We start from the raw sequence: 13642 nt of genomic DNA, 5'->3' as shown, positions 1-13642 counted from the left end.
GTGCCCATTCACGACGGCTACGAAGTACGGGTGACCAACGAGGTAACCGTTCCCCTGCTGCCCTGCGCGTCTATCGACGACATCGTCGCCTTTTACGAGGTGCTCGGTTTCCACACCACTTACAAGCAGCGCAAGCCCAACCCGTGCGTGGGGTTGCAACGTGAAGATCTACATCTGCAGTTCTTCGAGATCGCGGGGTTCGATCCGGCGCAGTCCTACGGTTCGTGTCTCGTGCTGACCACGGACACGGGGCAGCTGTACCGGGCTTTCGCGGCGGGAATGCGCGCCGCGTACGGCAAGGTGTTGGTCTCCGGGACGCCGCGGATGACCCGGCCCCGGGCGCGGAAGAACGCCGACGGGCTGAGCGGCTTCAGCGTCATCGATCCGGGCGGCAACTGGATCCGCGTCTTCCAAAACGCCCCGGCGTCCCCCGGGCCGGCGCCGACTGGGCGGCTGGGCAAGGCGATGGCGAACGCCGTCGTGCAGTCCGACTCCAGAGGGGACGCCCGGCAGGCGGCTCGAATTCTTGACAGTGCGTTGGCCCATCCCGAGGCAGATGACGACCCGGTCGCGTTGGTGGAGGTGCTCGTCTACCGCGCTGAGGTTGCGTTGGTCCTGAACGATCCGGCCACGGTGGTCGAGATGCTGGCCCGTGTTGACCGTGTCGCTTTGAGCGCGGACGAAGCGACACGGGCTGCTACTGCGTATGAGGCCGCTAACGACCTTGCGGCAGCGCTGTCCTAGGTGCCGCATCCAGCTGACACCGTGCCCCGGCTGAGACCTTGAGCCAGGGCACGGTCAGCTATTTGCCGGGAGCCGTCGGTGTCGAGTTGGGCGAGTTCGCCGTCGATGTCGGGGGAGTGGGTGCTGTAGAAGTGCACGTCTCGTGGTGGGTGGCCAGATGTGCGCCAGGACCTCGTCGTCGACGTCGCGGCCGGTCCGGCGTAAGGCGGCCACGCCGAGGCCGTGGTACTCCGTTGGCCAGCAGACGATCGCGTTGGTGGCCAGGGTCAGGCACCACATCTGCTCAGTCTGCTCGTGATGCCGACGCCGCAGGGCTCGAGGTCCTTCCACTCGCCAGTGTCCATCGACCGCCAACCGGCGTAGCCGGCCACCTCGCGCAGATGATCCGTACGGGTCTGCTGCCGCTCGCCATACCCACACAGCTCAATCATCGCGATCCCGAGCCGGCCCACGGCGGCGGCCGGCGCCGTGGCGACCTCGTCGGGTACGAAGCCCAGCCACGGCAGCGTGTACAGCTGGACGCCACGCTCAGCACGTTGCGGCCCGTACGGAACTGACGCACGAACGCCTCGTCCGCACCGGTCAACGTGAAGTGCCGGATGAGCTCAGCCTGGTTGATCTCCGGGAAGTCGGGTCATGGCCGGGTCGGAAGTCGACTGGTCGTCGTGGCCGTCCATGCCCGGAAACGGCGATGGCTGGACCCCGCTCGGGATCAAGCCATCGCCGTTTAGCCATTACTGGTTTGTCGTTAACGATAATTCGATAAATCACCGCCACACAAGGGGCATACCGGACGCGCATCATAATGACAGTTCTTGTGCGTAAGGATTCAGTCTGTTGCAACCGAGAGGATCGTCACGCAGCCGAGACCCTGTAAGGCATTCGGGTTTGCTGGAGTCAGCCGGTTGAGCAGTGCCGGCTTGTGCGGCCGGCCTCGCCGTACCGGGGGCAGGCGCAGGTCCTCGGCCGACAAATCGATCGACGTCTCCGAGCTGGGGGTGCGATCCTGCCCCTATGACCGACGATCTGAGGCAGCGGCTGGACCGGCCACGGTTCCCGAGGAGCGCCGGCTACGACCCCCATTGGATGATCGAGAACTGGATGGGCCCGAGTGCCCTCTGGCTGCTCGAATGGCTGTGCTCCGAGCTGGACCTCGCGCCGGGCGCCCGCGTGCTCGACCTTGGATGCGGCAGGGCCATCACCTCGATCTTCCTGGCGAAGGAGTTCGACGTCCAGGTCGTCGCCGCCGATCTCTGGATCAATCCCAGCGAGAACTGGCGCAGGATCGACGCCGCGGGCCAGGCCAAGCTCGTCACGCCGCTGCTGGCCGAGGCGCATGACCTGCCGTTCGCTGACGGCTACTTTGACGCCATCGTCAGCGTCGACGCCTACCACTACTTCGGCACCGACGCGCGTTACCTGCCGTACCTGAGCCGTTTCCTGGCTCCCGGCGGCCACATCGGCATCGTGGTGCCGGGGCTGACCAGGGAACTCGACGACGGGCTGCCGGAGCACCTCACGCCGTACTGGGAACCGGATTTCTGGACCTTTCACTCGCCGGCCTGGTGGCAGCAGTTGTGGAGCCGCAGTGGCGTGGTCGACGACGTACGCGCCGACTTCCTGGAGGACGGGTGGCGCGACTGGCTGATCTGGAGCGAAGCCGTCCTGGAGACGACCGACAACGACACCGCCCGCACGCTCGTTCCCCGGGAAGTGAACATGCTGCGAGCCGACACCGGCCGTCACCTCGGCTTCACCCGCGTCATCGCCCAGCGCACCTGAGAAGCTGGGTCACCGGTCTCCCCGCAGGAGTCACAGCTTCGATTCCGGATGACCACTCGCAGGCGGAATCAGCTGGCGGGCTTGCCGAACCAGCGGGAGAGGTGGTCGTCCAGGTCCTGCTGATCGTCGCCGATCCAGGCGACGTGGCCGTCGGGGCGTAGCAGGACGCACGGACCACCCAGGTCGGCGGTGGGATCCGCGAGGTGGTCGACCCGGTCTGACCACCCGCCGACGGTCAGGCGTTCGGTCCGGTCCAGCAGCAGGCCACGGCCGCGATGCAGCAGGCCGTAGAGGTTGCCCTGTTTCACCTCGATGTCGCGCAGGCGGCGGCCGAGCAGGTCGGGGCCTTCGCCGAAGTCGTAGCGGATGGCGGTCGCGGTGATCTTCTCGATCAGGTAGCGGTTCACCTCGTCGAAGTCCATCAGTTCCGTGAGCAGCCTGCGCACGGCCCGCGGGCCCGCTTCGGTGGACAGCAGTTCCGTCTGGGCGCGGGTGTTGTCCAACACGTCCTCGGCGACCGGATGACGTTCGGCCTCGTAGGTGTCCAGCAGTGTTTCCGGCGCCCAGCCGCGGATCTGTGCGGCGAGTTTCCAGCCGAGGTTGAATGCGTCCTGAACGCCCAGGTTGAGGCCCTGTCCGCCGATGGGTGGGTGGATGTGTGCCGCATCGCCGGCCAGCAGCACCCGCCCGACCCGATACCGTTCGGCCAGCCGGGTGGCATCGCCGAAGCGGGACAACCAGCGTGGGGAGTGCACGCCGAAGTCGGTTCCGGCGATGGCGCGCAGCTGGTGTTGGAAATCCTCGAGGGTGGGCGGTACCGCGCGGTCGCTGACCCCGGCGGCGGGGACCACGACGCTGTAGACCCCGACGCCTGCGGGCCGGAGCCAGAACCGGTGGTGGGTCTCGCGGATGTCGGCCAGCTTGGCCGCGATTTCCTCCGGCGGCACGCCCACTTCCATCTCGCCCATCAGCGTCTCGGTCCGGGACGGCTCGCCGGGGAAGCCGACACCGAGCCGCTTACGCACCGTGCTGCGCCCGCCGTCACAGCCGACGAGATAGCGCGTGCGCAACTGTTCCCCGTCGGCCAGTTCGACGGTCACACCCTCGTCGTCCTGCTCGAAACCGGCGACCGCGCAACCGCGCCGGATCTGCGCACCCAGTTCGATCGCATGCTCCTCGAGCAGGCGGACGATGACGGGCTGCGGGATGCCCAGCAGATAGGCGTACGGGGAATCCAGGTCCGTGGGCGCGGGTTTGGCGATGGCGGCGAAGAAACCGCCGGCGGGGCGTTGCCGTCCGTGCGGGAGAATGCGATCCAGCAGTCCGCGCATCGCCATCAGCTCGAGACTGCGGATGTGCAGACCGACGATGCGGACGAACGACGCGGGCTCGGTTTCCTTCTCCAGGACGAGTACCCGCACATCGTGCAGCCGCAGCTCGGCGGCCAGCATCGCACCGGTCGGCCCGCACCCGGCAATGATCACGTCGAACATGAGGGCCGCGTTGTCGGTGGATTGAAGAGAGTGCATTGGAGTTGCCTTTCGGGAGCGCCTGGTTGGCGGGCGCTCCCGGCGACACCTACGTCAGTCGCCCGGCCGTGACGGGGAGGGGGAGCACCCACATCGATACAGCGTTCATGGGTCTCACCTCCTCGGGCGGCGTCACGTTCAACGGCAAGCTACAAGCCCCAGCCTCGTCCCGTCCAATCCTTTTTCCCGCCACGTGGTCACGACTCCGGCTGGGCGGTGTCGCCTGAGGTCGCTCCGGGTTTGGTGTAGAGGATCTCGCGGGCCTGCTCCGCGGCGCGGGTGAGGCTCTCGGTGACGAAGTCGACGAAGCGGGCGATGTTCTCCAGGCGGTCGGCGGCCGGGGTGTTGGGGCCGAGGATGCTGACGCCCTGCCGTGCGGTCTCGGCGAGCTCGATGTTGGCTCGGGCGGCGGCGATCATCCCCTGGTACCAGACGTCGTCGTCGACGACGTAGCGCTCGCGGCGGCGCTCGTCGCGTTCCCGCCGGATGAGGCCCTGGCTCTCGAGGGACGTGACCGCCTTGGAGATGGACGCCGGGCTGACCTGAAGGCGCTGGACGAGCTCGGATGCGGTGAGGCTGCCCGCGTCGGTGGTGTAGAGACAGGTCAGCAGCCGGGACATCATCTTGGGCAGGCCCTGTTGCATGAAGAGGGTCGTGAACCTCTCCTCGTACTCGCGCACGGCCTCGGCGTCGCGGCCGTGGGCCTGCGGGGACGCCTGCGGCCCCCGGGGAGTCGCCTGCCTGCGCCGGTGGGCGCGGTGTTCGGTGGCGCGGTGGGCCAGGTCCGCGCGGTAGCCGGTGGGGCCACCGTTGCGCATGACCTCACGCGTGATCGTGGAGGTGGGGCGGTCGAGGCGTCTCGCGATCTCCGCGTAGGCGAGCCCGTCGGCCACCCCCAGCGCGATCTGCTGGCGTTCCTGCTGGGTGAGCCTGCCTCCCGGCATCGCGATCTCCCTTCACGCGTTCCTGAGGCCGCCAGCATAGCGTTCATTCTTCTTGCAATGCAACGAGGAGACGATCTTCGTTGCATTAAAATCAAAGCCGTTGCAACGATTCTGTGCCCTCCACCTGCGCAGACACCGACATGACGCAACGACGTTGTTGCCCAGTTCATGAACGCAACGTAGCGTTTCCGGTGTCAGAAACGACAGGCGCAAGGAGAGCACGATGCAGAACTTCGACACCCCCACCCCGATCTCCGTCGTCCTCGACATCCCCGCGGGACGCGTGCAGTTCATCGCCGCCGACCGGGCCGACACCACGGTCGAGGTCCTGCCCGCGGACGCCTCGAAGGGTCGAGACGTAAAGGTCGCGGAGCAGACCACCGTCGAATACGGCGACGGCGTCCTGCGGATCGCCGCCTCGGCGAAGAACCAGATCCTCGGAAACTCCGGATCCATCGAGGTGACGGTCCAGCTGCCCGCCGGCTCCCGGGTCGAGGTGAAGGCGGCCAGCGCCGAGTTCCGGGCCGTCGGACGGCTGGGCGACGTCGTCTTCGACGGCTCGCACGGCGCGATCACGCTCGACGAGGCCGCGAGCGCCCGCCTCAACACCGCCGCCGGTGACGTCTCGATCGGCCGCCTCAACGGCTCCGCGGAGATCAGCACCATGAAGGGCGACATCCGGATCGCCGAAGCCGTACGCGGCACGGTCGTGCTGCGCACCCAGGCCGGTGACGTGTCCGTCGGCGCCGCCCACGGAGTCTCCGCCGCCCTGGACGCCGGCACCACCTACGGCCGGATCACCAACGCACTCAGGAACACCGACGGCACGGCCGACCTGACCATCCACGCGACCACCGCCCACGGCGACATCGACGCCCGCAGCCTCTGAAGGAGCACCACCATGACCAACCTGGCGATCGCGGCCAACGGCCTGCGCAAGTCCTACGGCGACAAGGTCGTTCTCGACGGCGTCGACCTGGCCGTCCCCGAAGGAACGATCTTCTCCCTGCTCGGCCCGAACGGCGCCGGCAAGACCACCGCCGTCAAGATCCTGTCCACCCTCATCTCTCCCGACCCCGGCTCCGGCGACATCCGCGTCGGCGGCCACGACCGCACCGCCGACCCGCAGGCGGTACGCGCCGCGATCGGCGTCACCGGCCAGTTCTCGGCCGTCGACGGCCTGATCACCGGCGAGGAGAACATGCTCCTCATGGCCGACCTGCACCACCTGTCCAAGCGCGAGGGCCACCGCGCCGCCGCCGAACTGCTGGAGCGCTTCGACCTCACCGACGCGGCCAAGAAGCCCGCCTCCACCTACTCCGGCGGCATGAAGCGCCGCCTCGACCTCGCCATGACCCTGGTCGGCAACCCGCGGATCATCTTCCTCGACGAACCGACCACCGGGCTCGACCCCCGCAGCCGCCACAACATGTGGCAGATCATCCGCGAACTCGTCGCCGACGGCGTCACCGTCTTCCTCACCACCCAGTACCTGGAGGAGGCCGACGAACTGGCCGACCGCATCGCCGTGCTCAACGACGGGAAGATCGTCGCCGAGGGCACCGCCGCGGAACTGAAGCGGCTCATCCCCGGCGGGCACGTCCAGCTGCGCTTCGAGGACCCTGCGGCGTACGAGCGGGCCGCCGGGGCGCTGCACGAGACCGTGCGCGACGACCAGGCACTGGCCCTGCAGATCCCCAGCGACGGCACCCAGCGCGAGCTGCGCGCGATCCTCGACCGGCTGGACGCCGCCGACGTGCACGCCGACACCCTCACCGTGCACACCCCCGACCTCGACGACGTGTTCTTCGCCCTGACCGGCGGCGCCGTCGTTCCCCACCAGCAGAAGGAAGCTGTCCGATGAGCACCCTCTCCCTCGCCGTACGCGACTCGTCCACGATGCTGCGCCGCAACCTCCTGCACGCGCGGCGCTATCCGTCCCTCACGCTGAACCTGCTGCTCACCCCGATCATGCTGCTGCTGCTCTTCGTCTACGTCTTCGGTGACGTGATGGGCTCGGGCATCGGCGGCGGCGGTGGGGACCGCTCCGAGTACGTCGCGTATCTCGTCCCGGGTCTGCTGCTGATGACCATCGGCAGCGCCGTGATCGGGACCGCGGTGTCCGTCTCCACCGACATGACCGAGGGCATCATCGCCCGCTTCCGCACGATGGCGATCCACCGCGGTTCGGTGCTCGTCGGCCACGTCGTCGGCAGCGTGCTGCAGTCGATCATGAGTGTGGTCCTCGTGGGTGCCGTCGCCGTGGCCATCGGCTTCCGGTCCACCGGTGCCGGCGTCCTGGAGTGGCTCGCGGCGTTCGGGCTGCTCGTGCTCTTCGCCCTGGCGCTCACCTGGATCGCGGTCGGCATGGGCCTGGTCAGCCCGAACGCCGAGGCCGCCAGCAACAACGCGATGCCGCTGATCCTGCTGCCGTTGCTCTCCAGCGCCTTCGTCCCGGTCGACGCCATGCCCGGCTGGCTCCAGCCGATCGCCGAGTACCAGCCGTTCACGCCCGCCATCGAGACCCTGCGTGGTCTGCTGCTCGGCAGCGAGATCGGCCACAACGGGTGGCTGGCGGTCGTCTGGTGCCTGGGTCTCGCGGTGCTCGGCTACGTCTGGGCGACGTCGAAGTTCAACCGCGACCCGAAGTAGCCGCCATGACAGCGCGGGCCGCCTCCCGCAGCTCGTCCAGACAGACTCACCGCCCAGTCAGGCCATCGCAGTCGGCCCGACTGGGCGGTGAGTGTGTGCGTGCGTGCACCGACGTCAGCCGAGCCAGCGGCCGTCGCGCAGGAGCGCGCGTCCCCGCAGTTCGTTAGCCTCCCGCCAGGCCTGGATGCGCCGCGGCCGGATCACGAAGTACTGGTAGGGCTCGTCGAGCCCGCTCGGGTCGAAACCCGTCCTGGTCGCGAACGCCTCGATCTTCTCCGGGCCGAGGTCGGCGACGTCCACCGGCTCGGCCGTGCCGTCGACGATGACGACGTCGCGCGTCGGCCCGAGGCTGAGCCGCACCCGGCCGTCGGCCAGCAGGTTGCGGCCGGTGACCGAGCCGCGCGGCGTCGAGATGAGGATCGTGCTCCCGTCCCAGAGGTACGACAGCGGGATGAGGTGCACGCCGCCCGGGGAGCCCGAGGTCGCGACCCAGAGGTCGACGTCGCTCTCCAGTCTCGCGCGCGTGTCCCGCACCCTCTCCTCAAGCCCTCGCGGCGGGGCGCTCGTCATGCTCTCTCTCCCATCACGTCGTGTCGGCCGTCGCGAGCGATGGCCAGATCGGGCGGCAGATCAGCGCGTCGGTGCCAGCGACGCGGCCTCCCACGCGAACCCGTCCGGGTCGGTGAACGATCCGGCACCGCCGCCGATCATGAGGCGGTGCGATCCGGTGCCCTCGGGAGCGACACCGAGGTCCTTGGCGAGGGCACGGCGCCGGTACAGCGCCAGCTTGACCGGGCTCGACCCGGCGGCGAACTCGACGTACATCCGGGCGAAGCTCTTCGCCACGGCGAGGCCGCGCTCGACGTAGAACCGCTTGCTGGCGGCCACGTCCGCGACTCCCAGCAGAAGCACCATCTCGTCGATCTGCCGGGTGGCCGGGCCGGTGTCCTTCTTCGCCGAGGTCGCGACCTTCCAGATCGTCCCGTCCGGGGCCTGTACGACACCGCCGTAGCCCCAGAGCGACTTCGCGGCGGGCTTCAGCGACGTGGCGCCGGCGTCCAGGGCGGCGCCGACGAGGTTGTCGACGGTGGACGGCTGGGAGACCGTGAGCGCCAGCGTGAACCCGCGGAAGCCGGCCGTCGGCGCCTCCGAGGCGCGCAGGCGTAGCTGCGTGTCCAGACCGAAGGCGTTGGTGTAGAAGTGGTTGGCGGCCGCGGGATCGGCCACGTCGAGGGTGACGGATTCGATGAATGCCATGCCCATCACGCTAGGTGCGGCTCGGCGACCGGTGCTTCTTGATTCCTGACCGGTCTGGTCACCTGTTTCGCCACAGACGATGGCATCCACGCCCGCAGGTAGGCGCCGGGCGGCATGCCGACGAGCTCGGTGAAGCGGGTGCTGAAGGTGCCCAGCGACGACCAGCCGACCGCGAAGCCCACCTCGCCGACGGTGAGGTCGCCGCGACGCAGCAGCGCCTTCGCGTGCTCGACGCGCCGCGTCATCAGGTACGCGTACGGCGACTCGCCGTAGGCCAGCCGGAACTGGCGGCTGAGGTGCCCGGCCGGCATGTGTGCGCGGCGGGCGAGCGCCTCGACGTCGAGCGGTTGCGCGTACTCCCGGTCGAGCCGGTCGCGGACGCGGCGCAGTCGCGCGAGATCGTCGCTCGGGTGCTGCGCCCGGGCCAGGACGCGCCCCCACGAGGGGTGACACACGTCAGAACTCCTTCCCAGCGGTGCAGGTGGTCGCGACGCCGGCCAGTGCGGCCGCATCGGTGACGGACAGGGCTCAGCGAAGCTCCTGGATGCGGATCAGGTTGCCGGCGGGGTCGCGGAAGGCGCAGTCGCGGATGCCGTACGGCTGCTCGGTCGGCTCCTGGACGACCTCGGCGTCGCCGCCCTGCAGCTTCTCGAAGGTGCCGTCGAGGTCCCGGGTGGCCAGAAGGATCCAGCCGTAGGTGCCCTTGGCCATCATCTCGGCGATGGTGTTGCGCTCGTCCTCGGTGATGCCGGGGTCGGCGGCCGGCGGCGCCAGGAGGATGGACGTGTCGGGCTGGTTGACGGGGCCGACCGTGATCCACCGCATGGTGCCCTGTCCGACGTCGTTGCGGACCTCGAAGCCGAGGACGTCTCGGTAGAAGGCCAGGGAGGCGTCCGGGTCGACGTGCGGGAGGAAGCTGGTGTGAATGGTGATGTCCATGGCGATCATGCTAGGTGCGGCCACCTGGCCTGGACTTCTTGATTCCTGACCGATGGCGCCCTTTTCTCTCGCGCAGGAGGCGGGCTAGGTGCGGCCGTACGCGGCTCGTGCCTGGGCAACCTCGGCGGCGGCGCGTTCCCGCCAACGGCGTTGGGCCTCGCGGTTGCACGCCCGGCAGACCCGACGGTACCGGCCCGTGGCGTCGTCGATTTCGCGGTCGTGGCCGTTGCGGCACCGCGGGGGCTGGGTGCGGCTCCGGGAGGTCTCCGCCCGGCTGACCTGGCGCAGGTGTGTGGGCTCGATGCAGTCGGCGACTCCGCAGAGGTGGACGACGTCGAGGGTGGGGTCGTACCCGCCGACGAGGACCACGAACGCGGCGATGTGCGCCCAGGCCCGACCGGCGACCTTCTGGTGGACCCCACGTCGCGGCCCGTACCCGTGGATGACGAGACAACCGTCGTCGGTGCGGTGCGAACGCCCCAGCAGGTACGCGCGTAGCGACTCCTCGGTGTGGTACCGCGAGAGACCCTTCACCGCCGACAGCACGCCGTCACCGTACCCGCGCGGCGGTCAGCCGGTGTGGCGTACCTCGGTGTCCCAGATCTGCGCCCACGGACGCCGCAGCTCTCGGCACACGAAGATCGGGCCGCCGTTCTCGTCGTTGTCCACCTCGACCCGCTGGTCCACCCGACCAGCCGGCGCGCACCCGTGGAACCAGGCGTTCAGCGGGTCGGAACGCTCCCAGCCGACGACGATCACCACGTCGGCGCTCTCGGGTGGCCGGCCGAAGTCGACCATGCTGTTGTGCCCGGAGTACGCGCGGGGCAGGTCACGGGCCGGGCCGTAGCGGGCCAGCGCGCCGGCCTCGCCGTAGTTGCCGGTCAGGATGACCGCCCGCGACCGCTCCTCGGGTGTCAGGCCACGGTGGACGGCCGCGACCGAGTCGGCGAACGCGGGCCAGCCGATGGTCTCGCCGGCGTCGTAGTTGACGTCGAGCACGAAGCCGGGGAGCCGGTCGGCCGGCAGCACCGGCAGCAGCAGAACGACGCTGGGCAGGAGGAACGGCACCGCGCCCAGCGCGAGCAGGCCCCACCGCAGCCGGACGGCGCCGCGCGACGCCCACCCGGCGGTCACCACGGCACCGGCGGCGGTGAGCACCAGCAGCAGCGGCGCGTCGTAGTAGCCCTTGCCGCCGGCGAGCAACACGATGCCGACGACGACCAGCCAGGCCCAGCCCACCGCCCGGTACGCCCGCCACCGTGGCCAGCGCAGCAGCGCGACGAGGCCGGCGATCCAGATCGGCACGGCGTACGGGCTGATGATGACGAACTGGAGGATGAGCGCGTCGAGCCGGCCGCTGTAGGAGCTGTCGCCATCGGAGATCGAGGCGGCCACACCGAGCTGCGGAAAACCGTGCGTCGCCTGCCAGGCCAGATTCGGCGCGGCCAGGAGCACGGCGAGCCCGGCGGCGGCGAGCACCCACCGGTCGCGCAGCAGCCGGCGTGGCCCGGCGATGGAGATCCCGGCGATCAGGCCCACGGCCAGCAGCGCGGGCAGCAGTTTGTTGAGCATGCCGACCCCGAGCGCCACCCCGATGCCGAGGGCCCACCGGCTGTCGCCGGTGCGCAGCAGCCGCACCGCGCACAGCGCCGCGACCAGCCAGGCCAGCAGGTCGACGGTGGTGGTGCTGAGCAGGTGGCCGCCGGCCAGGACGATGCCGGAGAACGCGGCGAGCACCGCCGCGAAGATCTGCCCGCCCCGGCCGGCGCCCAGCTCCCGGGCGATGGCGGCGACCAGCAGGACCGCCGCACCGGCCAGCAGCGCCGACGGCGTCCGCAGCACCACCAGGTTGCCCGGTGCGATGGTGTCGAGCAGCCGGGCCAACGCCGGGACCAGCGGGCCCTGGTCGACGTACCCCCAGTCGAGGTGCCGCCCGCAGAGGAGGAAGTACAGCTCGTCGCGGTGGTAGCCGTAGCGCCCGGCGAGCAGCAGCAGCGTCACGCTGACCGCGCCGGCCACCACCCACGGCCCCCACGTGCGCGGGCCGGGCGTCGGTGACGGCTCCGGCGGCGACGCCGGGTCCGGCCGGTGAGGCCGGTCGATGTCGATCGCAGGCTCACTCACCCGCACATCATCGCCTGTGACGCGGCCGCCCGGGTGCCCGTGCCGCGCGCCCGGGCGGGTCGTCGGACCGCGTGCGAAGATCAGATTCGTTACTCGACGGGGGAGGAAGACATGCGCTACCGCACTCTGGGCGCGACCGGCACCGTGGTGTCGACGCTGTGCCTGGGCACGATGACCTTCGGCGCGGAGACCGACGAGGCGGGCAGCTTCGCCCAGCTCGACCGGTTCGTCGAGGCCGGCGGCACCTTCATCGACACCGCCGACGTCTACTCCGCCGGTGCCTCCGAGGAGATCGTCGGCCGTTGGCTGCGGGCGCGGCCCGACCTGCGCGACCGGCTGGTGATCGCCACCAAGGGACGGTTCCCGATGGGTCCCGGGGCGAACGACGCCGGCCTGTCCCGGGTGCACCTGACCCGCGCGCTGGACGCCAGCCTCCGGCGGCTCGGAATCGAGGCGGTCGACCTCTACCAGGCGCACGCCTGGGACCCGCTGACCCCGTTGCCGGAGACGCTGCGGTTCTTCGACGACGCGGTCGCCGCGGGCAAGATCCGCTACGCGGGGGTCAGCAACTTCACCGGTTGGCAGCTGCAGAAGGCGGCCCTGCTCACCCAGCACCTCAACCTCACCCCGATCGTGACGTTGCAGCCGCAGTACAACCTGCTGGCGCGGGAAATCGAGTTCGAGGTGGTGCCGGTCTGCGAGAACGAGGGCATCGGCATCCTGCCGTGGTCGCCGCTGGGCGGCGGCTGGCTGACCGGCAAGTACCAGCGGGACAGCGTGCCCACGGGTGCCACCCGTCTCGGCGAGAACCCGCAGCGCGGCGTCGAGGCGTACGCGGGCCGCAACGCCGAGGAGCGCACCTGGCGGGTCATCGACGCGGTCCGGCAGGTCGCCGGGGATCGTGGCGTGTCCATGTCGGCGGTGGCGCTCGCCTGGCTGGCGGCCCGGCCGGCGGTCACCTCGGTGATCCTCGGAGCGCGGACCACCGAGCAACTCGACGACAACCTGACCGCCGCCGACCTGCTTCTCGACGCGGAGCAGACCCGGCTGCTGGACGAGGCGAGCGCCCCACCGGTGGGGGACTACCCGTACGGCCGAGCCGGTGTGCAGCAGCGCGGCCGCGACCTGCCGGCCGGCCCCGCACAATGATCCGATGACGACCGTCTTCCCCGAGCCCACCGTCCCGGCCGGAAGCCGCACCGAGGTCTTCCTGCGCTACCTGGACTACTTCCGGGAGTCCGTGCTGGCCAGGGTGTCGGCGCTGCCCGAGCCGGAACTGCGGCGCAGCCGGCTGCCCTCGGGGTGGACCCCGTTGGAGTTGGTCAAGCACCTGCGGTACGTCGAGCTGCGCTGGATCGAGTGGGGTTTCCAGGGTCGGGACGTCCCCGAGCCGTGGGGCGACCGTCGCGGTGAGCGCTGGCACGTCGCCCCCGAGGAGACCCGCGCGGACCTGCTGGAGGCGCTGCGGGCGCAGGGTGCGCACACCAGCGCGGTGGTGACGGCCCACGACCTGGCGGAGATCGGGGCGCCGGGCCCGCGGTGGAACGGCGCGGACCCGGCGTCGCTGGAGCGGGTGCTGTTCCACCTGGTCCAGGAGTACGCCCGCCACCTGGGTCACCTCGACATCGTGGCCGAACTGGCCGGCGGACCGACCGGGGAGTGATCGGGCGG

The 13642-nt window shown here is 70.1% G+C and carries 16 protein-coding genes and 1 pseudogene; 7 read left to right on the top strand and 10 right to left on the bottom strand.

Annotated features, from left to right (window positions below; all coding sequences use genetic code 11):
• Positions 1-30: 30 nt before the first annotated feature.
• Positions 31-744: a VOC family protein gene (locus M8C17_RS00310; protein WP_252414084.1), complete on the top strand. Its 714-nt coding sequence runs from the start codon at positions 31-33 to the stop codon at positions 742-744.
• 54 nt (positions 745-798) lie between these two features.
• Here M8C17_RS00310 and M8C17_RS32245 read toward each other — a convergent pair whose 3' ends face one another.
• A complete protein-coding gene (locus M8C17_RS32245; RefSeq protein ID WP_374556535.1) occupies positions 799-1023 on the bottom strand; it encodes a hypothetical protein in 225 nt (74 codons plus the stop codon).
• 35 nt (positions 1024-1058) lie between these two features.
• A pseudogene (locus M8C17_RS32060) lies at positions 1059-1363 on the bottom strand (DUF4158 domain-containing protein); the annotation flags it as partial.
• Between the two features lie 395 nt (positions 1364-1758).
• Here M8C17_RS32060 and M8C17_RS00300 point away from each other — a divergent pair.
• Entirely contained in the window at positions 1759-2526 is a 768-nt protein-coding gene (locus tag M8C17_RS00300; protein WP_252414083.1) for a cyclopropane-fatty-acyl-phospholipid synthase family protein, read from the top strand.
• A gap of 68 nt (positions 2527-2594) precedes the next feature.
• On the opposite strand, the gene rox is transcribed toward M8C17_RS00300, so the two are convergent.
• Both rox and M8C17_RS00290 read right to left on the bottom strand, forming a co-directional pair.
• Complete coding sequence (rox, locus tag M8C17_RS00295; RefSeq protein WP_252414082.1) at positions 2595-4019, bottom strand: rifampin monooxygenase; 1425 nt, start codon at positions 4017-4019, stop codon at positions 2595-2597.
• A 233-nt stretch (positions 4020-4252) separates the two neighbouring features.
• Positions 4253-4999, bottom strand: a complete 747-nt coding sequence (locus M8C17_RS00290) for a helix-turn-helix domain-containing protein (RefSeq protein WP_252414081.1) — start codon at positions 4997-4999, stop codon at positions 4253-4255.
• A gap of 223 nt (positions 5000-5222) precedes the next feature.
• Here M8C17_RS00290 and M8C17_RS00285 point away from each other — a divergent pair, with 223 nt between their 5' ends.
• The 3 genes from M8C17_RS00285 to M8C17_RS00275 are packed head-to-tail and all read left to right on the top strand — an operon-like array spanning position 5223 to position 7651.
• Positions 5223-5888: a DUF4097 family beta strand repeat-containing protein gene (locus M8C17_RS00285; RefSeq protein ID WP_252414080.1), complete on the top strand. Its 666-nt coding sequence runs from the start codon at positions 5223-5225 to the stop codon at positions 5886-5888.
• A gap of 12 nt (positions 5889-5900) precedes the next feature.
• Positions 5901-6863: an ATP-binding cassette domain-containing protein gene (locus M8C17_RS00280; RefSeq protein WP_252414079.1), complete on the top strand. Its 963-nt coding sequence runs from the start codon at positions 5901-5903 to the stop codon at positions 6861-6863.
• On the top strand, positions 6860-7651 hold the full coding sequence (locus tag M8C17_RS00275) for an ABC transporter permease (protein WP_252414078.1): 792 nt from the start codon (positions 6860-6862) through the stop codon (positions 7649-7651). The genes M8C17_RS00280 and M8C17_RS00275 overlap by 4 nt, the downstream gene beginning before the upstream one ends.
• Before the next feature lie 114 nt (positions 7652-7765).
• Here the strand turns inward: M8C17_RS00275 and M8C17_RS00270 are convergent, their stop codons facing one another.
• The 6 genes from M8C17_RS00270 to M8C17_RS00245 form a co-directional block, all read right to left on the bottom strand.
• On the bottom strand, positions 7766-8221 hold the full coding sequence (locus tag M8C17_RS00270) for a pyridoxamine 5'-phosphate oxidase family protein (protein WP_252414077.1): 456 nt from the start codon (positions 8219-8221) through the stop codon (positions 7766-7768).
• A 60-nt stretch (positions 8222-8281) separates the two neighbouring features.
• Positions 8282-8908: a glyoxalase gene (locus M8C17_RS00265; RefSeq protein ID WP_252414076.1), complete on the bottom strand. Its 627-nt coding sequence runs from the start codon at positions 8906-8908 to the stop codon at positions 8282-8284.
• Between the two features lie 5 nt (positions 8909-8913).
• Positions 8914-9420 (bottom strand): helix-turn-helix transcriptional regulator, encoded by a 507-nt coding sequence (locus M8C17_RS00260; protein ID WP_374556526.1) that lies wholly within the window; start codon positions 9418-9420, stop codon positions 8914-8916.
• 16 nt (positions 9421-9436) lie between these two features.
• A complete protein-coding gene (locus M8C17_RS00255; protein WP_252414074.1) occupies positions 9437-9847 on the bottom strand; it encodes a VOC family protein in 411 nt (136 codons plus the stop codon).
• Between the two features lie 84 nt (positions 9848-9931).
• Positions 9932-10393: an HNH endonuclease gene (locus M8C17_RS00250; protein ID WP_252414073.1), complete on the bottom strand. Its 462-nt coding sequence runs from the start codon at positions 10391-10393 to the stop codon at positions 9932-9934.
• A 24-nt stretch (positions 10394-10417) separates the two neighbouring features.
• Positions 10418-11971, bottom strand: coding sequence for a glycosyltransferase family 39 protein (locus tag M8C17_RS00245; protein WP_252414072.1), 1554 nt, complete (start codon positions 11969-11971; stop codon positions 10418-10420).
• 111 nt (positions 11972-12082) lie between these two features.
• Here M8C17_RS00245 and M8C17_RS00240 point away from each other — a divergent pair, with 111 nt between their 5' ends.
• Positions 12083-13120, top strand: coding sequence for an aldo/keto reductase (locus M8C17_RS00240; protein ID WP_252414071.1), 1038 nt, complete (start codon positions 12083-12085; stop codon positions 13118-13120).
• A gap of 4 nt (positions 13121-13124) precedes the next feature.
• Entirely contained in the window at positions 13125-13634 is a 510-nt protein-coding gene (locus tag M8C17_RS00235) for a DinB family protein (protein ID WP_252414070.1), read from the top strand.
• Positions 13635-13642: the final 8 nt, after the last annotated feature.

It is taken from the genome of Micromonospora sp. RHAY321, assembly GCF_023896955.1.
Taxonomy (GTDB): Bacteria; Actinomycetota; Actinomycetes; order Mycobacteriales; family Micromonosporaceae; genus Micromonospora.
This window is presented reverse-complemented; position numbering and strand designations above follow the sequence as displayed.